Raw genomic sequence first — 21,034 nt, 5'->3', positions numbered from 1 at the left:
GTCAGGACCCCGAGCGCGGTGGTCGTCCCGCCGGGAATCGTCTCGGCGACGAGCAGTTCGGCGGGTTCCTCTTCCGCGTCTCTCGCCCGGTCGCCGCCCTCGTTCGGCGCGGCGAGTTCCGGTGCCAGCGCGCGAGCGCGCTCGAAGACGGTCGCTGCCTCGGGAACCGGCTCCGGATCGCGGACGTCGCCGCCGGGGGTCGCCCCCACGTCGCGGACGGCGGCCGCGGTCGGCGCGGTGAGTCCGGCGTCGACGGCCTCGACCGGGAGCGACTCGGGACCGAGCAGCTCGCGGACCGCCCGAGTGACGGCCGCGGGCGTCGGGCACCCCGTCGGACTCACCGGCACGGGCGAGTCCGGCGCGGGGCGTCCCGTCTCGACGATCTCGAGGTCGGCGCTCGGCGTGTGCGTTCGCAGGTCGGTATCGGCGCCCGCGGCGCTGATCCCGTCGATCGCGGCCGTCGCGGTCGTCCCCGCGACGACGACGAGCCTCACGCCGCCCATCGGTACCCCTCTCCGTCGGCACCGCCTCGGGTCGGCGCGGCGTCGGTGTGTACCACTGGCGGTTCATCGATACAAGTGAACTTTAATCGATCGACGCACGCTCTCCTCGCCCCCGCCCCGGACGACCTCCCGAGTGGGACGCGACCGCATGCGGACCGCGGAGCGAAGCCGTTAAGAGCGAACCGCAGGTATTCAGGACAACTCGCTGGTGCGGACACAGCGGGCACTCGCCGCCGGGAACGTCGGTTCGGCCGACGCGCGCCCGGGACGAGACGACATGTGGCCCCTCGCGGCTGAATCGCAACCGTCCGCGGACAACATATGGCACGAAGCTTCTACTCGCACATCAAGGAGGCGTGGCGGTCCCCCAAGGAGGGGAAACTGGCAGAGCTACAGTGGCAGCGCAAACAGGAGTGGCGCGACCAGGGCGCCATCGAGCGCATCGAGCGCCCGACCCGGCTGGACAAGGCCCGCGAACTGGGCTACAAGGCCAAACAGGGCGTCATCGTCGCCCGCGTGAGCGTCCGCAAGGGCGGCTCGCGCAAGCAGCGCTTCAAGGCCGGCCGTCGCTCGAAGCGACAGGGCGTCAACCGCGTCTCGCGGCGCAAGTCGATCCAGCGCATCGCCGAGGAGCGCGCCTCGCGGAAGTACCGGAACCTCCGCGTGCTCAACTCCTACTGGGTCGGTGAGGACGGCTCCCAGAAGTGGCACGAGGTCATCCTCGTGGACCCCGCTCACCCCGCGATCGAGAACGACGACGAGCTGAACTGGATCTGCTCGGACGACCACAAGGGCCGCGCGTTCCGCGGACTCACCTCCGCCGGCACCAAGGGCCGCGGTCAGCGCAAACGCGGCAAGGGGACCGAGAAGACGCGCCCGAGCGTCACCTCGAACGACCGGCAGGGCAAGTAACGCGCCCGCGGTTTCGAACGTCCCGGCCTCGAACTACCCCCTTTATCGGTCGAACTCCCGACTCTCGCCGAGTCACGTCTCCGGAGGCGAACCCTCCGAGACGGACGGCTCCGGCGCGACGCGACCCGTCGCCGCGCGGCGACACCGGCGGAAGAGAAAAGATACCACGTCACGTTACACCGATACACATGGAGATCGGTCCGTGACCGGGAACAACCCCATCGCCCCCGACGCCTTCGCGACCGCCGTCGAGTCGCTCGACAGGGACGCGTTCGCGGCGTTCGTCGGCGAGGCGTACGAAGCGACCGCGGACGCCGTCGACGTCGACGGGCCGCGCGTCACGGTGTCGACGGACGGACGCCGGACGGAGTTGCTCGTCGTCTCGGCCGCGGACGAGGGCGTCGCGGCCGACGGAGTCGACGCCGTCGTCGTCGCGAGCGAGCCCCTCCTCGATGACGGCTCCGAGCCCGACGCCGAGGTCGTGACGCCGGCCGACCTCCGCGAGCGGCTCCTGTACGCCGTGCCGACCGCGGAGGCGAACGCCATCGCCGACCGGACGCTCGGCCTCCCGGTCCGGTCCGCGGCGTACGACCCCGTGCCCGGCGACGGGGGCGACGCGGCGCGTGACGACGCGAACGTACGGAACGCCGCCGCCGACGCGGCGGGCGGTGAGGGCGACGTGGGGGGCGATCAGGGCGGCGTTCCGTCGGCCGCCCCGGAGAGCGCCGCCGCGAACTCCCCGCCGAGCGCTCGAACCGCTCCCGGCTCGGAGCGCTCGCAGCCCCGCGACCGACCGACGGATTCCGCCGACGCGACTCGCGGGAGCGGCGAGACGGTGACGGCCGCGACGGTCGGTGACCGAGAAACGGCGACCGATCGCTCCGACGCCGAAACGGCGGCTGACCGGTCGTATCCGCGGAGCGCCGTCGCGGTGGTCGTCGCCGTCGCGCTCCTCACCGCGGCGGTCGGGGCCGGGTTCGTCGCCGGTACCGCCGGGGTCGGCGGTCCGGACGGTATCGCCGGCATCGGCGGTAAATCGACCGATTCCGCCGACCCGGAGTCGGGGCCGACCGGATCGACGGACGGGGGCGACGACGGGGACGGAGCGACGACCGCGGACGGCGACGCCGCGAACACCGCGGTGATCACTGACGGCAACCTGTCGGATGAAGCCGCTAGGAACACCGCTCCCACTCCCACCTGCGAGCGGTCCGCGCTTCAGGTCGTTCAGATCCAGATGAACGCCCTCCGGTACAACGACAACGCGACGAACGACGGGGTTCGGACCCTGCGAGCGTTCGCGTCGCCGGAGAACAGAGAGGTCGTCGGGTCCGTCGAGGAGTACGCCGAACTGTTCGACTCGCCCCGGTACGCCCCGATGCTCACGTACGACACCGCCCAGTACTCGGTGCCAGTCATCGACGACGACGCGGCCGAAGTCGAGGTCGTCACGCGGGAGAACGGCAGCGTCACCGGCCGGTACGTGTTCCGACTCGAACTGGTCACCGGCGGGAGCGCGGGGGGCGACGTCATCCTCGGGGACGTGGACGACTGCTGGATGACCGACGCTGTGGCGGCGGAGTGACCGGCCCTCGCGCCGGGAACACGGTTATATCCGCGCTCCCACAGGTACGGACATGAGCCTCTCACTCGACGCGACCCAACTCGACCGCTACTCCAGACACGTCATCCTTGACGACGTCGGGCCGGAGGGGCAGAAGCGCCTGCTCGACGGGCGGGCCCTCGTCGTCGGTGCCGGGGGGCTGGGCGCGCCCGCGATCCAGTACCTCGCGGCCGCCGGCGTCGGCACCATCGGAATCGCCGACGACGACGTCGTCGAACGGTCGAACCTCCAGCGACAGGTCATCCACGGCGACGGCGACGTGGGGCGCGCGAAGGTCGACTCGGCCGCGGACTACGTCGCCGACCTCAATCCCGACGTCGACGTCGAGCGCCACGAACGCCGGCTCGACGCGGGCAACGCCCGCGAGCTAATCACCGAGTACGACGTGATCGTCGACTGCTCGGACAACTTCGCCACTCGGTACGTGGTGAACGACGCCGCCCGGATCGAGGGCGTCCCCGTCTCGCACGGCGCCATCTACAAGTTCGAGGGACAGGTGACGACGCTGTCGCCCGACGGCCCCTGCTACCGGTGTCTGTTCCCGGAGCCGCCGGAGCCGGGAACGGTGCCGGACTGCGCCAGCACCGGCGTCCTCGGTGTGCTCCCCGGAACGGTCGGCTGTCTCCAGGCGACGGAGGCGATGAAGCTCCTCGTCGACATCGGCGAGCCGCTCGTCGGCCGCATGCTGTTTTACGACGCGATGGACCTCTCCTTCGAGACCGTGCCGTACGCGCGCAACCCGGACTGCCCGGTGTGCGGCGACGACGGTATCGACACCATCGACGGGATCGACTACGCGGCCGGCTGTCGAGTCGACGCGACCTGAGAGGGCCGGTGCGTTCGCTTTCGGGAGTCGCCGGAGCGTTCGCGGGAGACCCCGCACTCCTTCACGACGACCGGTCGGCCATCGCGGTCCCCGCGGTGACCCCGGCGCCCTCGTCGACGAACCCCGACCGCACGCACCACCGGCAGTACCGGAACCCGTCCCGGTTCTCCGCACCGCAGTGACGGCACACGACCGTTTCGCCCTCGGCGTCGAGCGGCGGCGGGTCGCGCCGGCCGATCGACTCGCCCGGTTCGTCGCCGGCCCCGTCGCCGTCCGACGCGGCCGCTGACCCGACGCCGGCCACCGCCCCGTCGCGGTCGGGACTCGACGCCCGGGCCGTGACCGAGTCAAAGAACGTCCCCGGACCGCTGTTCCGGCGGATGAGCACCCACGCCACCGCGAGGTTGACCCCCATCACACCGGCGAGTATCGCGACGAGCGGCAGTAGCTGGTCACCCGTCATGTGTGCCGTGTTATCATTCCAGTGGCTTGTGTCTGACGGTGGGCGCGGTCGGGGCCTCCAGAGTACTCTTGAGGGTGCCGGTCGAACGCGGACTCGCATGAAAGAGATCATCCACACGGACGACGCCCCGGCGGCGGTGGGCGCGTACAGCCAGGCGACGACCGACGGCGACCTCGTGTTCACGGCCGGGCAGATCCCGCTGACGCCGGACGGCGATCTGCTGGACGACGCGTCGATCGCGGTCCAGACGGAGCGGGCGCTCGACAACCTCCTCGCGGTGCTCGACGAGGCGGGCGCGTCGCCCGAGGACGTGCTCAAGACGACGGTGTTCCTCGCCGACATGGACGACTTCGACGAGATGAACGAGACCTACGCCGGCTACTTCGACGACTCGCCGCCAGCGCGGTCCGCGGTCGAGGCGGGCGCGCTCCCGAAGGGCGCCGGCGTCGAGATCGAGGCGGTCGCCGTCGTCGAGTGATGGCGGACGGCGGCGGCGAATCGGCGAGGGCGCGCGGCGCCCCGGCCACCCCGCGCGCCAGGGTGCGGTCCGCGGCGCTGTGGGGGGTCGTCGGCGGGTTCGCCTTCCTCGTACTCGCGCAGGGGTACCGGCTCCTCGGTCCGGGGCCGCTGCCGGTCGGCCTCTGGGGGCTGGCGCTCGTCGCGCTCGGCGTCGGCGTCGCCTCGGCCGGTCTTTCCTACCTCGCCGAGGCGCGCCTGCGGGCGAAAAGAAGGACTTAACAGTCGCACCGCAGTATCATCGCGTGAGCCAGGATGGCCGAGTGGTAAGGCGCACGCCTGGAAAGCGTGTTCCCTTCTGGGATCGGGGGTTCAAATCCCTCTCCTGGCGCTTCGCTGTCGCAACAACGAGCGAGGAGCGACAGCGACGAGCGAGTACCGCGACAGCGAAGCGCTTGCGGGTTTGAACCAGGGAGTGGAGCGAGCGAAACGAGCGGAACGACTGAGGTTCAAATCCCTCTCCTGGCGTTTTCGACGAACAACACGGTGAGCGGAGCGAGCCGTTCGTCGAAAACGCGACTGAGGGGATTTGAATCTGAGGACGAGCGAACGAAGTGAGCGAAGTGCTCCGGGTTCAAATCCCTCTCCTGGCGTTCTGTCGACGCCGACTCCGAGCGAGGAGCGACAGCGACGAGCGAGTCCGTAGTTCCCGAACCTACCGATCTTGGGTCCGTTGAAATCTTCGGAGAGCGATGCGCTTCTGTCCTGTATTCAGTACGGACATACGGTGGAAAAATACAAACAGATCTATCCGAAATAGATCTGTCGTACGAATGGTCCCCGAACTGTCTACTGACCGTCGTAAGCTCCTCGCGAGCCTCGGCGGTGTCGGCCTCGTCGGTCTCGCGGGCTGTACCGACCTCGGCGGTGATTCCACGGAGAGCGATAACGACCCCACGGTCATCGACACGATCGAGATCGCAAACGGTCAAGACGTCGCACGAACGTTCGAAATCGTTCTGCGATCCGCCGAGAGCGTACGCTACTGGGACTCGTTCGAGGTCGATGCGTCGGAAAGGGGTGACGGAAATTTAGCTATCGTCGAAGGTCCGTTTGGGAACGGTGAGGAACGGTTGTGGCTGGACGTGAAAGCGGGGTATCCCGACCACGGTCCCGACTCATCCGAGGATGAAACCGTCCTCACCCAGCCTCTCGGCGAGGAGTACGGCGGCTGTATCTACGTGGTGGTCTTTGCGCGCATTGCTGGCGGTGTCTCGGTCTTCGTTGACCCGGCCGACGAGGTCGTGTCCAGGGAGACTCGATGTTGAACTCCGGCGGCACATCGCTGTTAGCCGTTTATAAGTAACCGACTGCGGATCGACGGTGAGTGCCTCCAAAGCCCCAACCGTGAGGAGTCCGGACGCTCGCTGTGCTCCTCGCTCAGTCGCTCCGCTCCTTCGCTGCGGTGCTTGCGTCGCCTCCGAACTCCTCACGGTTGCCCCTTTGAGTCCCACCCCGACCGCGACCGCACCGCAGCCTCACGCCTCCCCAGCCTCGTCGGCCGGCCTCCGCTTCGCTCCGACCGGCCGACTCCCTCGCGCGTGCTGCTCGCGGCCTACCGGCCGCTCGCAGGCACGCGCCGACCGCATCGTTTATTTATAAGTGATCATCGCTGCCGCCTGTCGATATTTACATACTCAGCCGCTGTCGCCGGACTGCGCTGCTTCGATGGCGTCTGTTCCTGCCGCTCACGGATACGTCCGCACACCGACACAAGATTCATATGTGTGGGTATAGTTGACACGGGTGACGATGCCAGACACGAAATCGGGTCGCGAGCGGAAGGGGAGGAACAAGCGCCGCCAACTCGAGAACCACCTCGCACGGCGCGAACTCGACGCGGACGACGAGCCGCCGGAGCCGTACCGCGAGGCGACAGACGCGGAGTTCCTCGCCGAGTCCGACGACGCGGCCCGGTGACCGGTCGCGCTCCGATTCGTCTTTTGAGGCCGTCCGTCCCCGAGCCTGCCCGCAATCTCTCGTCACGAAAGGTTTAGACCCGGGAGCGGCGTATCTCGGCGCAATGAGTCGCGGCCCCGAGCTGATAATCACGGAGAAAGACAACGCGGCGCGGCGCATCGCCGACATCCTGAGCGGCGAGTCCGCGACCGCGGAGCGGATGAACGACGTCAACGTCTACGAGTGGGGCGGCAAGCGGTGTATCGGGCTGTCCGGCCACGTCGTCGGCGTCGACTTCCCCGCCGAGTACAACGACTGGCGCGACGTCGAGCCGGTCGAGCTCATCGACGCGCCCGTCACCAAGACGCCCACGCAGGAGGGAATCGTGGCGGCGCTGCGCCGGCTCGCCCGCAACGCCTCGCGCGTCGTCATCGCGACCGACTACGACCGCGAGGGCGAGCTCATCGGCAAGGAGGCCTACGAGCTCGTCCGCGAGGTCAACGAGGACGTTCCCGTCGACCGCGTTCGCTTCTCTTCGATCACCGAAAACGAGGTCCAGAAGGCGTTCGCGAACCCCGACGACCTCGACTTCGATCTGGCCGCCGCCGGCGAGGCCAGACAGACCATCGACCTGACGTGGGGCGCCGCCCTGACCCGGTTCCTCTCTTTATCCGCCCGCCAGCTCGGTGACGACTTCATCTCCGTCGGCCGGGTTCAGGGACCGACGCTCAAGCTCATCGTCGACCGCGAGCGGGAGATACAGGCGTTCGACCCCGAGGCCTACTGGGAGCTGTCGGGCGAGCTGGCGAAGGCGGGCGGCGACCCCTTCGAGGCGCAGTACTTCTACCTGAACGACGAGGGCAACGAGCGCGAGCGCGTCTGGAACGAGTCGGTCGCCGAGACGCTCACCGAGGCCCTCGACGCGGCCGAGGAGGCCAGCGTCGACGACGTCACCCGGCGGACCCGGACCGACGACCCGCCGACGCCGTTCAACACCACGGCGTTCATCCGCGCGGCCGGGTCGCTCGGCTACTCCGCGCAACGCGCCATGTCGCTCGCCGAGGACCTGTACACCGCCGGCTACGTCACCTACCCGCGGACCGACAACACGGTGTACCCCGACGACCTCGACCCCGAGGAGCTGATCGAGGAGCTGCAGGCGTCCTCGACGTTCGGAACCGACGCCGCGAGCCTGCTCGTCGAGGACCGCGATATCGAACCGACCGAGGGAGACGAGGAGACGACCGACCACCCCCCGATTCACCCGACCGGCGAGCTACCGAGCGCGAGCGACCTCTCCGACGACGAGTGGGAGGTGTACGAGCTGATCGTCCGCCGCTTCCTCGCCACCTGCGCCGAGCCCGCGACGTGGGAGCGGCTCCGCGTCGTCGCGCTCGCGAACGGCGAGGCGACCGCGATCGCCGAGCGCGCGGACGGGCTCGCCGCGCTCCGCGACCCGGACGAGGCGCGCGGTCCGGCCGACCTCGCCGCCGACGGGGGCCTGCGGCTGAAGGCGAACGGGAAGCGCCTGCTGGAGGCGGGCTACCACGACGTCTACCCGTACCGCTCCAGCGACGAGCGGATCGTCCCCGACGTCGAGGTCGGGGAGACGCTGTCGCTGTCCGACCGGGTCACCGAGGCAAAAGAGACCCAACCGCCCCGCCGCTACGGGCAGTCCCGCCTCATCGAGGAGATGGAGAAGCGACAGCTGGGGACAAAGGCGACCCGCCACCGCACCATCGAGAAGCTCTACGAGCGGAACTACGTCGAGAGCGATCCGCCCCGGCCGACCCGGCTCGCGGAGGCGGTCGTCGAGGCCGCAGAGGAGTTCGCCGACCGGATCGTGAGCGACGAGATGACCGCACAGCTCGAATCCGACATGGCGTCGATCGCGGGCGGCGAGAAGGACTACGAGGACGTGACCGCGGCCTCCCGCGAACTGCTCTCGCAGGTGTTCGACGACCTCACCGACTCCCGCGAGGCGGTCGGCGACCACCTCCAGACCTCCCTGAAGGCGGACAAGACGCTCGGACCGTGTCCGGAGTGCGGGTCCGACCTGCTCGTCCGGAAGTCGCGACAGGGGTCGTACTTCGTCGGCTGCGACGGCTACCCCGACTGCGAGTACACCCTGCCGCTCCCCTCGACGGGGAAGCCGCTCCTCCTCGACGAGACCTGCGAGGACCACGACCTCCGCCACGTGAAGATGCTCGCCGGCCGGAAGACGTTCGTCCACGGCTGTCCGCAGTGTAAGGCGGACGAGGCGGACGAACAGGAAGACGAGGTGATCGGCGTCTGTCCCGACTGTGGTGCGGAACACGGAGGGGATCTCGCGATCAAGCGACTCCGGTCCGGCTCCCGACTCGTCGGCTGTACGCGCTACCCCGACTGCGACTACTCGCTGCCGCTCCCCCGGCGCGGCGAGATCGAGGTAACCGACGAGACCTGCGAGGAGCACGACCTCCCGCACCTCCGGGTCCACTCAGGCGACGAGCCGTGGGAACTGGGCTGTCCGATCTGTAACTACCGCGAGTTCACGGCCCGGCAGGAGGGGTCCGAGCTCCAAGCGGTCGAGGGAATCGGCGAGAAGACCGCGTCGAAGCTGAAAGACGCCGGCGTCGGCGGCGTCGACGAACTCAAGTCGGCCGATCCGGACGACCTGGCGGCCGACGTCGACGGCGTCGGCGCCGATACCGTCCGCGACTGGCAGGCGAAGGCGGACTAAGCCCGGGGTACCGCGCTTAGCCCGGTGAGTCTCCGTCGGCCCTCTCTCGACTGGATCCGTTCGTACTGCCCACCGCGACCGTTCGCGCCGCGATATCTAAAACAGTAAACACATATGCCCGGAGCGTCTCGATCCTCGACATATGGGAGACGGTGACGCGGACCCGCCGGCCGACGGTCGATCCTCGTCGAGCGGCGTCGCCGCCGCCACCGGCATCCTCCGGGCGTTCGTCGAGGCGGTGCCAACCCCCGCGCTCGTCTGCGATCGAGAGACGCTGGCGATCCGCGCCGCGAACCCGCCCGCGGTGGACCTCCTCGGCTACGACCGCGGCACGCTGACGCTCATGGGGCTTCCGGACGTCGGCGAGAGCGACGTCACCGTCGCCGGTGACCCCGTCGCCGACGTGGCCGCCGACGCGTCGAACGCCGCCGCCGACGCCGCCGGAGTCAAACGGTTCCAGTGGGACGTGCGGCTCGGTGACCCCGGCGTACGGGTCGACGCGGCACTCCACACGGCGACGATCGCCGGCAGCGAGTGGCTCGTCGTCGGCCTCTCGGACGCGACCGCTCGCGTCGCCGCCGCGGGCGAGCGCGACGCGGAGCGCCGACTCGTCGACGCGCTCGCCGAGACGGTTCCCCTCGCGCTGTTCCGGTGTACCGAAGAAGGAACGCTCTCGCGGTGGAACGACCGACTAGCGACCGACAGCGGGTACGAACCCGAGACGCTGTCCGGTCGGGCGCTCTCCTCGCTGTTCGACGACGAGACGACCGACGCCGTCAGGGAAGCTCTCGCGCAGGTGTACCGTGACGCCGAGACCGTCACCTGTGAGGCCCGGCTGCTCACCCGCTCCGGCGAACGGGTCCCGTACCGGCTCTCGATCGGTCCGGTGACCGACGGTGACAGAGTGGTCGGCGCCGTCGGCGTCGGCGAGGACGTCACCGAGGCGTCGCTCAGAGAGGAGCGGCTCGCCGTGTTGACGCGCGTGTTGCGCCACAACTTCCGGAACGACCTCAACGTGGTCACCGGGTTCACCGGCCGAGCCATCGAGACCGTCGACGACCCCGAACTGGTCACGGAGCTCGAACGGGTCGTCGACACCGCCGAGCGGCTGTTGCGGCTCGGCGAGACCTCGCGGAAGGTGGAACGGCTGCTCTCACAGCGCCCTTCGCCGCGGCCGATCGCGCTCGCGCCCGCGGTCGACGCCGCGCTCGAATCGCTCGACCCGGCGGTCCGCGAGCGGGCCGCCGTCGACGTCGACGTTCCCGAAGGGCTCGTCGTCTCCGCCGTCTCGTTTTTCCCGGAGGCGATCACCGAACTCGTCGACAACGCGATCCGTCACAACAGCGCCGACAGCCCGCGGGTGCGGATCTCGGCAGCGGAGCTGCCCAGCGAGTCGTGGCTCTCGCTCGTCGTCGCCGACGCCGGGCCGGGCATCCCGCCGGCCGAGCGGGCCGTCCTCACCGGCGAGGAGACGCCGCTCGACCACGCGAGCGGGCTCGGGCTCTGGTACGTGAACTGGATCGTCACCGCCGGCGGCGGGAGCCTCGACATCGCCGAGAGCAAGGCCGGCGGCAGCCGGATCGAACTGTCCCTCCGCGTCGCGGAGGGATCGCCCTCGGACGGAGACCTGTTCGCTCCCGACGTCCGCGACGGCGACGCCTGAGACCCGGCCCCGCCGTTCGTCGCTGCGCCGTCGCTTTCGCCGGACCGCTCGATCGGTCCGCGTTCAGTCGACCAGGCGCAGTTCGTCGCCGACGGCCACCGATCCGGCCGCGTCCGCCGGCAGTTCGATCACCGTGTCGGCGCGACCGCGACCCAGACCGACGAACGGCGCGAGCCGCTTTTTCTCCGTGACCTCGCCGTCGACGAGCCACACCGCGTCGATCGCGAAGGGGACGAACAGCATGTGGAGCCACTGCGTGTCGACCTCGTCGAACGGAAACACGAGGGCGTAGTCATCCGGGATCGACCGCCGGAACATCAGCCCGCGAGCCTGTTCGAGCGTCGAGCGCGCGACGTCGACGTCGCTCGCGAGGACGGTCTCCGAATCGGTCGCCGCGGCGGGACGGTGAACGAGTCGCACGCCGGACACCTCATTCCCGCCGGATAAATAGCCTCTCGTTCGCCGAACGCCGCGCTCGCTGAACGCTCTCGTTCGTCGGACGCGGCGCCCGACGTGACCGGCGCCTTAGCTCGCGCCGCCGTACGTCTCTTCGAGGTACTCGACGATGTCGTCGCTCTCGGCCATTCCCTCGACGCCGTGTTCCTCGTCGACGAGGACCGGGACGCCCGTCTGCCCGGACACCTCTTCGACCTCGGTGCGTTCGCTGTGCGAGCGCGGCACCATGATCGACTCGTACTCCAACTCGAGGTCCTCGAGCTTCGTCGTCACCTTCGCGCAGTACGGACAGCCCTCCAGCTCGTAGAGCGTCAGGTTCGTCATCACCGATCCGTAGGGTCTGGATCGGTAAAGAGGTGCGGCCGCGGATGCGCACGACGCGCACGGGCGCGGCCCGAGATGCGGACCGGCCGCGCCGCTATCCGTGGATCGAAACGGGGGAAAACGGAGCGTTCGGATGGTCGTTCGTGATCGTGGGGTGACCGACCCCCGCTCGCCGTTCGAGGTTCTCTCAGAACCTCGCTTACATCGCGCCGCCCATGCCACCCATGCCGCCCATGCCGCCGCCGGGGGCGCCGCCCTCGTCGCCGTCGCCGGCGGTCGAGAGGTCGCCCGCCGAGATGATGTCGTCGATTTTCAACACGAGGTTCGCCGCCTCGGCCGCGGAGGCGATCGCCTGTTCCTTGGCGTGGGCCGTCTCGACGACGCCAGCATCGGCCGTGTTGACGACCTCTCCGGCGAACACGTCGAGCCCGGCGTGCTCGTCGCCCGCCTCGTGGGCCGCGCGCAGGTCGACCAGCAGGTCGATCGCGTCGAGGCCCGCGTTCTCGGCGAGGACGCGCGGGATCAGTTCGAGGGAGTCAGCGAACGCCTCGACCGCGAGCTGCTCGCGCCCGTCGACGGAGTCGGCGTAGTCGCGCAGCCGCCGCGCGAGCTCGACCTCGACCGCGCCGCCGCCGGGCAGGGTCCGCCCGTCGGAGACGGTCGTCGAGACCACGTCGAGCGCGTCCTGAATGCCGCGTTCGAGCTCGTCGACGACGTGTTCGGTGGTGCCGTACAGGAGGAGCGTGACGCCGTGGGCGTCCTCGCCCTCGACGTAGAACAGCTCCTCGTCGGCGTCGCGTTCGATCGTGCCGACCGCGAGGTCCTCGGCGGTGAGCGAGTCGAGGTCGGTGACGATCGGCGCGCCGAGCACGTTCTTCAGGAAGGTCAGGTCGGACTTCTTCGTGCGGCGGACCGCCAGGATGCCCTCCTTCGCGAGGTAGTGCTGCGCGAGGTCGTCGATCCCCTTCTGACAGAAGACGACGTCGGCGCCGGAGTCGACGATCTTGTCCACCTTCGCGCGGAGCTGCTCTTCTTCCTGATCGAGGAACTTCTGGAGCTGGTCCGGCGAGTCGACGTTGACCGAGGTGTCGACGTCCGCCTCCTCGACCTCGATCGGGTCGTTGAGGAGGAGGACGTTCGCGTCCTCGAAGTCGGTCGGCATGTCGTCGTGGACGGGGTCCTTGTCGATGACGGCACCGGAGAGCAGGCGCGACTCGCCCGCCGCGCGACCGGTGCGCGTCTCGATGTTGAGGTTCGCCAGGTCGACCACGTGCGAGCCGTCGTCGGCCTCGACGGTGACGCCCTGTACCGCGCGGACGACAAGGTCGGCGAGCACGTCCTTGTCGAGCTCCGCGCCCTTTCCGGTCATCGACGTCTCGGCGACGTTCCGCAGCGTCTCGGCGTCGTCGGGGTCGACGGCCGTCGCGATGTCGTCGACCTGCTCGCGGGCGTACTCGCTCGCGAGGTTGAACCCCTTGATCACCGCCGTCGGGTGGATGTCCTGTTCGAGGAGGTCCTCGGCGTTTTTCAGCAGCTCGCCCGCGATGGCGACCGCGCTGGTCGTGCCGTCGCCGGCCTCGTCCTCCTGGGTCTCGGCGACCTCGACGACCATCTCGGCCGTCGGGTTGTCGATGTCCATCTCCTGGAGGATGGTGACGCCGTCGTTGGTGATGGTGACGTCGCCCATCGAGTTGACGAGCATCTTGTCCATCCCCTTCGGTCCGAGCGTCGACCGGACCGACTCGGCGACACCGCGTGCCGCGGAGATGTTGTACTCCTGTGCGTCCTTGTCCTGGACGCGCTGGGCGTCATCGCCCATGATGATCATCGGCTGACCCTGCTGCATTCGCTGACTCATACAGCGTTTGATTGATTGTGATTCTATATAAATGATTCGTTGGTGGGCGATCGCCGTCCGACGGGTACCGCCGCGGTCAACCTCGAAAAAACGCCTGACACCGCGACCTTCTCGGCCAGTTCATGCGGAGAGTTACCATTGATCTCGGTTCGGAGCGCGACCGGAATTCACCGCGTTTTATATACTGTCCACGGCGCCGACCTTCTCGCCCGCTCGGGACGTTCGCTCCGATGTCAGACAGGGATCCCGCCGGCCAAGAGCGCGGCGTCGACGAGGAGCAACACGGCGAGTGCGGCGCTCGCGAGTAGGTACGGCCGGCTCACGGCCGCCAGCCGCTGGGTCGTCGGGGCTCCCCCGCCGTCGGCGAACGCCTCGGTCGGAAGCCCCTCGGCCATGTACTGACCCCAGCCGACCTCCGGATCGAGTTCGCGGCGCATCCGCAACACGCCCATCTCGACGAGGCCGTTCATCACGCCCCACAGCGACAGCATCGCGAGGACGGCCCACCCGCGGGGCGCGGCGGTCAACGACTCGAGGGAGCCGTACAGCACCCAGACGAGGTACGCGCCGGTGACCGGCAGCGCGACGCCCGTCCAGCGGGTGACCATGAGCAGTCGGTGTGCGGCGTCGGCGAACGACTCTCGAGACAGGTCCCCGTCCGTCGCCCGGGGGAGGACCGCGTAGACGACGAACAGCACGGCACCGGTCCAGAACGCTCCCGACAGCACGTGCGCGGCGTAGGCGGCGGTTCGGATCACGTCGGTTCCTCGGTTCGACGACGGCATAAATGTCGGACGTGACCGGACTCGCCCCGGGTCACGGCAGCGACAGGACTCCCTCGTACCGGTGGGTGCCCTCGACGGTCCGGCGGTACTCGTAGGCGTCGGGCGGGTCGATCCCCCACGCCCGCAAGCGGTCGTCGACCCCGTCGACGTAGGTCGCGAGGAACGACCCCCGATCGCGGAGGGTCGGCGGCGCCCGCGTGTGTTCGGTCTCGAAGCGACACCGGGCGGTCCGGTCGCCTTCGGGGAGTATCCGAATCCGAAGGTCCGAGCGGAGCCGTTCGCGAACCGGCGTCGGCTCCCCGCGCAGGTGCCCCTCGCCGAACGCGTCGATCGCGGCCAGCGCCTCGTCGGGGACGTGGTTCACGTCGCGGTGTACGCTCCGACGACACGAGTCGCTTGCCCCGACTCGGTCGCAGTGCGGCCGCGGCACAGTCCCGACCCGTCCGCGGACCGGCCGTGAATCGGTTGCCCTCCGGGACCGAAACGTCCTTGCGGACCGGCCGCGCACCTCGGCGCATGTCGCTGGCAGCCGAGACCCGCGCGGCGGTCCGCGCGCGCCCCTTCGTCTTCGACGCGCTCCGTGCCGGACTCCTGAACCACAGCGCCGCGGCCGCGTGGCTCGCGGAGGCCGCCGACCTCGACGGCGACGCCGACGCCATCGCGGCCGCCCTCCGACGCTTCCGCGAAGAACTGCCCGCGTACGCGACGGCGTCGAGCGAGGCGACCGTCTCGATGCGGAGCGGGGTGGGAGTCGCCGACGAGGCGGACGAGGCGACGCCGCTCCTCCGGGTGGGGGAGGCCGCCGTCGTTCCGGAGGGCGACCACACGGCGGTCGTCGCGACCGGGAACGTCGACGCCGCGACGCTCGCGGCCGCGCTCCGTCGGCTCGCGGTTCGAGAGGTCCAGGTCGTCGCCGCGGGCGTCGCCGGAGGTTCGCTCGTCTGCGTCGTCCGGCGCCGCGACGGTCCCGACGCGGTTCGGGTCGTCGAGGCCGCACTCGATTCGGCGCCGGCGGTCGACTCGGCCTGACTCGGTTCCGGCCGTCGGCCCGGCCCGCTCCGGTTCCGACGCACCCGCCCGTCACGTTCCCGCCGCGCCGCAGCCTCCGAAGTCCCTAAGAGCGGTGCGCCCACAGATCGGGTATGCAGTCGCTCGTCATCGTCGCGCACGGCTCTCACCTCAATCCGGAGTCGAGCTCGCCGACGTACGACCACGCCGACACGATCCGCGCTACCGGTGCCTTCGACGAGGTCCGCACCGGCTTCTGGAAGGAGGAACCGCACTTCCGGGAGGTGCTCCGCACCGTCGAAGGCGACGAGATCTACGTCGTCCCGCTTTTCATCTCGGAGGGGTACTTCACCGAACAGGTGATCCCACGAGAGCTGCGGCTCGACGGCTGGGACGTCTCTCACTGGGGCTCTGACGGCCTCTCTGCCGACCAGGCGACGCTCGTCGCCGAGGACATCGACCGCGAGGTCCACTACTGCGGCCCCGTGGGAACCCACCGCGCGATGACCGACGTGATCGTCCGGCGGGCGGAGTCGGTGACGAACGACTCGGACGTCGGCGAGGGGTTCGGGCTGGCGGTCGTCGGCCACGGCACCGAGCGCAACGAGAACTCGGCGAAGGCGATCGAGTACCACGCTGACCGGATCGCCGAGCGCGACCGCTTCGACGAGGTGAAAGCGCTGTACATGGACGAGGACCCGGAGGTCGACGACCTCCCCGAACACTTCGAGAGCGAGGACGTGGTCTTGGTCCCGCTGTTCATCGCCGACGGCTACCACACGCAGGAGGACATCCCCGAAGACGTCGGGCTCTGTGAGGACCACACCGAGGGATACGACGTGCCGGAGACCGTCGACGGCACCCGGATCTGGTACGCCGGCGCCGTTGGGACGGAGCCGCTCATGGCCGACGTGGTCTTGGAGCGCGCCGCCGACGCCGGCGCCGACCTCGGGGCCGCGCTCGACGACGTGCGCGAGACGACCCGCGTCGCCACGGGTGACTGACCGTGAGCGACCCGACGCCCGACGCCGCGACCGACGACGGAGACGACGGAGACGACGCGACCGACGACACCGAAGCGCCGACCGTCCCGCCGATCGACCTCCCCGGCGACGCGTTCGACGCGGTCCTCGACGCGCTCGACGACCGCGACCCGGGCGAGCCGGTCCGGTTCGAGGGGTTCACCGTCACCCGCGCCGACGACGGCGGGTACGTCCTCGCCGACGGCGACCGGTCCGATCCGATGGCCGAGCGCGAACTCCACGAGGCGCTCGCCGAGCGCGCGCCGGCGGTCACGGACTGGTACGCCTTCGAGCGAGTCGTCGGCGAGTTCGGCCCGCGCCGCGCCTTCCTTCGGTGGATCGAGGACGCCGACGGCGAGACCGTGGCGGCCCGCTACGCGGCGCTCGCGGCCGGGATCGAGCGCGCCTGGGGGGAACTGAAGATCACGGCCACCGTCACCGACCGCGGGGAACGCCGCTACGACGTGCGCCACGCCGACGACGCCGGCGTTCCGGTCGACGACCTGACGGCCCACGACGACCCGCTCGACGCCCGTGACTTGGTCACCTTCGACGAGAAGGGGCGGTACCGACCCCTCAAGACGGCGCCGTCGCTCGCGAGCGGGTGGGTCTTCCCCGATCTGGGGCCGCGCGACTTCTACGAGACGGTGGAGACGATCTACCCCGCGACGGTCGCCAACTGGCACCGCGAGCGCGAAGGGGAACTCGACGTGACCCACTGGCGCGAGACGATGGAACGCCAGTCGGGGATCTACGGCGTCGTGAAGACGTGGGACCGCGGCGAGGGGTACGAACACGTCAACTGGGTCGCCGAGGCCTGCTGTGACGACTCGCAGTGTCTCAAGCGCCGGGAGTGGCAGTACGACGACGACACCGACCTCGATGTCGACGGCGGCGACGGCGCGTTCCCCTGTCGGGAACCCTGTTCCGTGGTCGTGTCGGCCGCGCGGAAGTGGACCCGACTCGAGAGCGAGCAGCCGCGGACCTACGAGTTCGACCTGACCCCGAGCGAGAAGGAACAGGTCGAGGACATCATCGAGGCCGTCGCTGACGGCCGGACCGACGAGATCCGCGAGGCGGACACGAAGGAGGGAGCGAACCGCTACCGCACGCGCTTCCTCCGCGCGAAGCTGTTCGACGACGAGGGGAACCTCGGCGGCGTGCCGACCGAGCCGGACGACGAGTAGCGGTTCCGTCGGTCGCCTCGCGGTCGCTCGAGGGCCCGACTCCACCCGAAGCATCGCCGCGCCCCGCAGGCTTTTCTCACCTCCCCCGATACGTTGGCGTAATGAACGCCGTCACGCTTGGTCCCGCCGGCACGTACTCACACCGCGCCGCGAGCGCCGTCGCCGCCGAGGTGTCGTTCCGCGAATCGGTCACCGCCATCGTCGACGCCGTCGCCGCCGGCGAGTTCGAGCGCGGCGTGGTCCCCATCGAGAACAGCATCGAGGGGTCCGTCACCGAGAGCCTCGACGCGCTCGCGGAGTACGACGTGTCGGTGACACGCGAGGTCGTCACCCCGATCCGTCACGCCCTCCTCGCGCAGGACGACGAGTTCGAGGTCGTCGCCAGCCACTCGCAGGCGCTCGCGCAGTGCCGCAACTGGCTCGAAGCGAACTACCCCGACGCGGGCCTCGAAGCGGTCGCGTCCACCGCCCGCGGGGTCGAACGCGCCCGCGAGGACGCCCGCATCGCCGGGATCGGTCACCCGGACAACGCCGGCGACGACCTGCGCATCCTCGCCGAGGACATCCAGGACCGCACCTCGAACGCGACCCGGTTCCTCGTCGTCGCGCCCGCGTCGGCCCGCACCGACGCCGGCGGCAAGACGACGCTCATCGTCTACCCGAACGCGAACTACCCCGGCCTCCTGCTCGAACTGCTCGAGGCGTTCGCCGACCGCAACCTCAACCTCTCGCGGATCGAGTCGCGCCCGAGCGGCGAGCGCCTCGGCGACTACCTGTTCCACTTCGACGTCGACGCAGGCCTCTACGAGGACCACATGGCGCAGGCGGTCGGCGACATCGAGGCGATCGCAGACAAGGGGTGGGTCAAAGTGCTCGGCTCGTACGACACCGAACACGTCCTGGAGTGAGCCGGGCGCCCTGACGGTTCCCGTTCCGCCCGCCTGCGCCCGCCGCGGTCAGTCGACGTCGACGCGCGCGACGAACCCCAGGCCGGCGTCGAACCTCTCGACGACGGTCACCGACTCGAACCGGCGCTGGAGGTCCGCGAGGACGTCCGCGTGCTGGAAGTTCACGACTCGTCGGTACGCCTTCATGACCGCGTTCCCGAACGCCCCGTCGGGGACCCGCCCGTCGATGACCGCGACGCGGCCGCCGGGACGGACCACCCGCTCGATCTCGTCGAAGACGGCCTCCACGTCCGGCATCGCGCTCAGCGCCAGCGACGCGAAGACGCCGTCGACGCTGTCGGCTCGCAGGCCCAACTCGGACGCGTCCGCACGGAGGACGGACACCGACGGGTACGCCGCCGCCCGCTCGGCGGCCGCGCGAACCATCTCCGCGCTGTAGTCCACGCCGATCACCTCCCCCTCGGGGCCGACGGCCTCGGCCAACAGCGGGAAACTGCCCCCGGGCCCGCAGCCGAGATCGACGACCGTGTCGGCCGCGTCCGGCGCGAGCGCCCTGACCGCCGCCTCGCGCATCGACCGCGACAGTCGGTCCACCAGTCGGTACGCGGGTCCGTACGTCGCCCATCGGTCGTAGACGCGCTGACCGCGACGAGCGGGGTCGTCGACCATCGCGTGTGCGATCTGTTCGCAATGTCAAACAGCTACCGGTCCGAACGGCGTCCGAAGAGTCTCACGCACCCGTCGGCCGGCACATCTCGACCGGTCGGGGTTGCCGGCGAACAGTCGGTTCGTCCGTCAGTCTCCCCGCCCGGTCACTCGAACCGGTACGTCGCCCCGTCCGGCCCGTCCTCGATCTCGACGCCGACCTCCTGAAGCGCGTCGCGCAGTTCGTCGGCGCGCTCGTAGTTCCCGGCCTCGCGCTCGGCCTCCCGCACGTCGAGGACGAGTTCGACCAACTCGCCGGCCAGGTCCACGTCGCCGTCGCTCGTCGACTCGAACTGGAGGCCGAGCACGTCGCCGCCGAGCGCCTCGAAGGCTTCGACCGCCTCGCGGAGTCCGCGGTAGTCGTAGGCGGCCGCCGCGTCCGTCCCGTCCGCGCTCGCGTCGTCGACCGCGTCGACGTGGCGGTTCACCGCGTCGGTGAGGTCTAAGAGCGCCGCGGTCGCCTCCCGGAGATTGAGATCGTCGTTCATCGCGGCCGCGAAGTCGTCGCGGGCGGTCTCGACGCCCCCGCGGAGGGTCTCGTCGGCCGTCTTCGCGGCGGCGTCCACGGAGTCGAGCGCCTCGACGGCGCGGTCGTAGGTGCGCGAGAGGCGCTCCCAGCGCTCCTCGGCCTCGGCGATCGTCTCCTCGGTGAGCGCCTGCTCGGAGCGGTAGGCCGCCCCGGCGTAGAAGGTCCGGACGACGTTGACGCCGAGTTCGTCCAAGGCGTCGGGGACGGTCCAGAAGTTCCCGATCGAGGAGGACATCTTCTCGCCGTCCATCGCCAGCAGGCCGACGTGGAGCCAGTGGCGCGCGAACGGCTCGCCGGTGGCCGCCTCCGACTGTGCGATCTCGTTTTCGTGGTGGGGGAAGACGAGGTCGCGGCCGCCCATGTGGACGTCGAGCGTGTCACCGAGATGGGTCGTCGACATCGCCGAGCACTCGACGTGCCATCCGGGGCGACCCTCGCCCCACGGCGACGCCCACGTCTCGCCCGCGGGCGTCTCGTCGCCGTGCTCGTGTTTCGCGTGTTCCCGCGCGGCGGTCTCGCTCACGCCGTCGGCCTTCCAGAGGGCGAAGTCCGACGGGTTGCGCTTCTCCGACCGCTCGTCCGGCTCGCCCTGCGCTTCGAGCGCGTCGAGGTCCTGGTTCGAGAGCTTCCCGTACTCGTCGAACTGCGTCACGTCGAAGTAGACGGAGCCGTTCGACTCGTAGGCGTACCCCCGCTCGATCAGGGTCTCGACGAGGTCGACGATCTCGGGGACGTGTTCGGTGACGCGGGGGTACACCTCGGCCCGCTTGAGGTTCAGGCCGCGCATCGCGTCGAAGACGGTCGCCGTGAACGTCTCGGCCACGTCGCGCTCGGCCGCCCACTCGTCGCGCTCGCCGACCCGGGCCGTGATCTTCTCGTTGACGTCGGTGACGTTCTCGACGTGACGCACGTCGTGACCCAGGTGTTCGAGCCACCGGTGGAGCACGTCGGCGTGGAACCACAGGCGGGCGTGGCCGAGGTGGGGGTCGTCCGACACCGTCAGTCCACAGACGTACAGCGTGACGTCGCCGTCGGCCGTGAACTCGACGCGCTCGTCCGCCAGGGTGTCGGTAACGACGAGACTCATTAGCGGGTGATTGCCGAGGTGAGCGTTTTAAATCGTC

General features: G+C 69.8%; 22 protein-coding genes and 1 tRNA gene. 14 read left to right on the top strand and 9 right to left on the bottom strand.

The window, feature by feature from the left end; translation table 11 throughout:
• The coding region (locus ABDZ89_RS11030; RefSeq protein ID WP_486293908.1) for a nicotinate-nucleotide--dimethylbenzimidazole phosphoribosyltransferase family protein at nucleotides 1-503 on the bottom strand (503 nt) is incomplete at its 3' end.
• Nucleotides 504-824: 321 nt separating this feature from the next.
• Between ABDZ89_RS11030 and ABDZ89_RS11025 the strand changes: the two genes are divergently transcribed.
• The 3 genes from ABDZ89_RS11025 (at nucleotide 825) to ubaA (ending at nucleotide 3,865) form a co-directional block, all read left to right on the top strand.
• Nucleotides 825-1,415: a 50S ribosomal protein L15e gene (locus ABDZ89_RS11025; protein ID WP_343779033.1), complete on the top strand. Its 591-nt coding sequence runs from the start codon at nucleotides 825-827 to the stop codon at nucleotides 1,413-1,415.
• Between the two features lie 202 nt (nucleotides 1,416-1,617).
• Nucleotides 1,618-3,000 carry a hypothetical protein gene (locus ABDZ89_RS11020; RefSeq protein WP_343779031.1) on the top strand — a complete coding sequence of 461 codons (1,383 nt, stop codon included), beginning with the start codon at nucleotides 1,618-1,620 and terminating at the stop codon, nucleotides 2,998-3,000.
• A gap of 52 nt (nucleotides 3,001-3,052) precedes the next feature.
• Nucleotides 3,053-3,865, top strand: a complete 813-nt coding sequence (gene ubaA, locus ABDZ89_RS11015; RefSeq protein WP_343779029.1) for an SAMP-activating enzyme E1 — start codon at nucleotides 3,053-3,055, stop codon at nucleotides 3,863-3,865.
• Nucleotides 3,866-3,926: 61 nt separating this feature from the next.
• Here ubaA and ABDZ89_RS11010 read toward each other — a convergent pair whose 3' ends face one another.
• Nucleotides 3,927-4,328 carry a DUF7577 domain-containing protein gene (locus ABDZ89_RS11010; protein WP_343779028.1) on the bottom strand — a complete coding sequence of 134 codons (402 nt, stop codon included), beginning with the start codon at nucleotides 4,326-4,328 and terminating at the stop codon, nucleotides 3,927-3,929.
• Between the two features lie 97 nt (nucleotides 4,329-4,425).
• On the opposite strand from ABDZ89_RS11010, the gene ABDZ89_RS11005 reads away from it, so the two are divergent.
• The 7 genes from ABDZ89_RS11005 (at nucleotide 4,426) to ABDZ89_RS10975 (ending at nucleotide 11,128) form a co-directional block, all read left to right on the top strand.
• Complete coding sequence (locus ABDZ89_RS11005) at nucleotides 4,426-4,806, top strand: Rid family detoxifying hydrolase (RefSeq protein WP_343779026.1); 381 nt, start codon at nucleotides 4,426-4,428, stop codon at nucleotides 4,804-4,806.
• Nucleotides 4,806-5,066: a DUF7981 family protein gene (locus ABDZ89_RS11000; RefSeq protein ID WP_343779024.1), complete on the top strand. Its 261-nt coding sequence runs from the start codon at nucleotides 4,806-4,808 to the stop codon at nucleotides 5,064-5,066. The genes ABDZ89_RS11005 and ABDZ89_RS11000 overlap by 1 nt, the downstream gene beginning before the upstream one ends.
• A 27-nt stretch (nucleotides 5,067-5,093) precedes the next feature.
• Nucleotides 5,094-5,175, top strand: a tRNA-Ser gene (locus ABDZ89_RS10995).
• Between the two features lie 442 nt (nucleotides 5,176-5,617).
• Nucleotides 5,618-6,112: a hypothetical protein gene (locus ABDZ89_RS10990; RefSeq protein WP_343779022.1), complete on the top strand. Its 495-nt coding sequence runs from the start codon at nucleotides 5,618-5,620 to the stop codon at nucleotides 6,110-6,112.
• A gap of 484 nt (nucleotides 6,113-6,596) precedes the next feature.
• The gene (locus tag ABDZ89_RS10985; protein WP_006111840.1) at nucleotides 6,597-6,764 is read left to right on the top strand and encodes a hypothetical protein; all 168 of its coding nucleotides are present in this window, start codon (nucleotides 6,597-6,599) and stop codon (nucleotides 6,762-6,764) included.
• Nucleotides 6,765-6,867: 103 nt separating this feature from the next.
• Nucleotides 6,868-9,465, top strand: a complete 2,598-nt coding sequence (locus ABDZ89_RS10980; protein WP_343779020.1) for a DNA topoisomerase I — start codon at nucleotides 6,868-6,870, stop codon at nucleotides 9,463-9,465.
• A gap of 142 nt (nucleotides 9,466-9,607) precedes the next feature.
• The gene (locus tag ABDZ89_RS10975) at nucleotides 9,608-11,128 is read left to right on the top strand and encodes a PAS domain-containing sensor histidine kinase (RefSeq protein WP_343779018.1); all 1,521 of its coding nucleotides are present in this window, start codon (nucleotides 9,608-9,610) and stop codon (nucleotides 11,126-11,128) included.
• Between the two features lie 63 nt (nucleotides 11,129-11,191).
• Here the strand turns inward: ABDZ89_RS10975 and ABDZ89_RS10970 are convergent, their stop codons facing one another.
• The 5 genes from ABDZ89_RS10970 to ABDZ89_RS10950 all read right to left on the bottom strand — a co-directional run bounded on the left by ABDZ89_RS10970 (nucleotide 11,192) and on the right by ABDZ89_RS10950 (nucleotide 14,915).
• Nucleotides 11,192-11,557, bottom strand: coding sequence for a DUF192 domain-containing protein (locus ABDZ89_RS10970; RefSeq protein WP_343779016.1), 366 nt, complete (start codon nucleotides 11,555-11,557; stop codon nucleotides 11,192-11,194).
• A gap of 96 nt (nucleotides 11,558-11,653) precedes the next feature.
• On the bottom strand, nucleotides 11,654-11,908 hold the full coding sequence (locus tag ABDZ89_RS10965; protein WP_343779015.1) for a glutathione S-transferase N-terminal domain-containing protein: 255 nt from the start codon (nucleotides 11,906-11,908) through the stop codon (nucleotides 11,654-11,656).
• 199 nt (nucleotides 11,909-12,107) lie between these two features.
• The gene (gene thsB, locus ABDZ89_RS10960) at nucleotides 12,108-13,754 is read right to left on the bottom strand and encodes a thermosome subunit beta (RefSeq protein WP_343779831.1); all 1,647 of its coding nucleotides are present in this window, start codon (nucleotides 13,752-13,754) and stop codon (nucleotides 12,108-12,110) included.
• 245 nt (nucleotides 13,755-13,999) lie between these two features.
• Nucleotides 14,000-14,551, bottom strand: coding sequence for a copper resistance protein CopD (locus tag ABDZ89_RS10955; RefSeq protein WP_371152627.1), 552 nt, complete (start codon nucleotides 14,549-14,551; stop codon nucleotides 14,000-14,002).
• A 31-nt stretch (nucleotides 14,552-14,582) separates the two neighbouring features.
• The gene (locus tag ABDZ89_RS10950; protein WP_343779012.1) at nucleotides 14,583-14,915 is read right to left on the bottom strand and encodes a hypothetical protein; all 333 of its coding nucleotides are present in this window, start codon (nucleotides 14,913-14,915) and stop codon (nucleotides 14,583-14,585) included.
• A gap of 152 nt (nucleotides 14,916-15,067) precedes the next feature.
• On the opposite strand from ABDZ89_RS10950, the gene ABDZ89_RS10945 reads away from it, so the two are divergent.
• From ABDZ89_RS10945 to pheA, 4 genes are all read left to right on the top strand, one after another.
• Complete coding sequence (locus tag ABDZ89_RS10945; RefSeq protein ID WP_343779010.1) at nucleotides 15,068-15,580, top strand: DUF7523 family protein; 513 nt, start codon at nucleotides 15,068-15,070, stop codon at nucleotides 15,578-15,580.
• A gap of 113 nt (nucleotides 15,581-15,693) precedes the next feature.
• Nucleotides 15,694-16,563 carry a CbiX/SirB N-terminal domain-containing protein gene (locus ABDZ89_RS10940; protein WP_343779008.1) on the top strand — a complete coding sequence of 290 codons (870 nt, stop codon included), beginning with the start codon at nucleotides 15,694-15,696 and terminating at the stop codon, nucleotides 16,561-16,563.
• A 2-nt stretch (nucleotides 16,564-16,565) separates the two neighbouring features.
• Nucleotides 16,566-17,768, top strand: a complete 1,203-nt coding sequence (locus ABDZ89_RS10935; RefSeq protein WP_343779007.1) for a DR2241 family protein — start codon at nucleotides 16,566-16,568, stop codon at nucleotides 17,766-17,768.
• A 101-nt stretch (nucleotides 17,769-17,869) separates the two neighbouring features.
• On the top strand, nucleotides 17,870-18,676 hold the full coding sequence (gene pheA, locus ABDZ89_RS10930) for a prephenate dehydratase (RefSeq protein ID WP_343779005.1): 807 nt from the start codon (nucleotides 17,870-17,872) through the stop codon (nucleotides 18,674-18,676).
• 48 nt (nucleotides 18,677-18,724) lie between these two features.
• Here pheA and ABDZ89_RS10925 read toward each other — a convergent pair whose 3' ends face one another.
• Nucleotides 18,725-19,345 carry a class I SAM-dependent methyltransferase gene (locus ABDZ89_RS10925; protein ID WP_343779003.1) on the bottom strand — a complete coding sequence of 207 codons (621 nt, stop codon included), beginning with the start codon at nucleotides 19,343-19,345 and terminating at the stop codon, nucleotides 18,725-18,727.
• 143 nt (nucleotides 19,346-19,488) lie between these two features.
• Entirely contained in the window at nucleotides 19,489-20,997 is a 1,509-nt protein-coding gene (cysS, locus tag ABDZ89_RS10920; protein WP_343779002.1) for a cysteine--tRNA ligase, read from the bottom strand.
• Nucleotides 20,998-21,034: the final 37 nt, after the last annotated feature.

The sequence above is a fragment of the Halorubrum ejinorense genome, assembly GCF_039522565.1.
GTDB lineage: Archaea > Halobacteriota > Halobacteria > Halobacteriales > Haloferacaceae > Halorubrum > Halorubrum ejinorense.
This window is presented reverse-complemented; position numbering and strand designations above follow the sequence as displayed.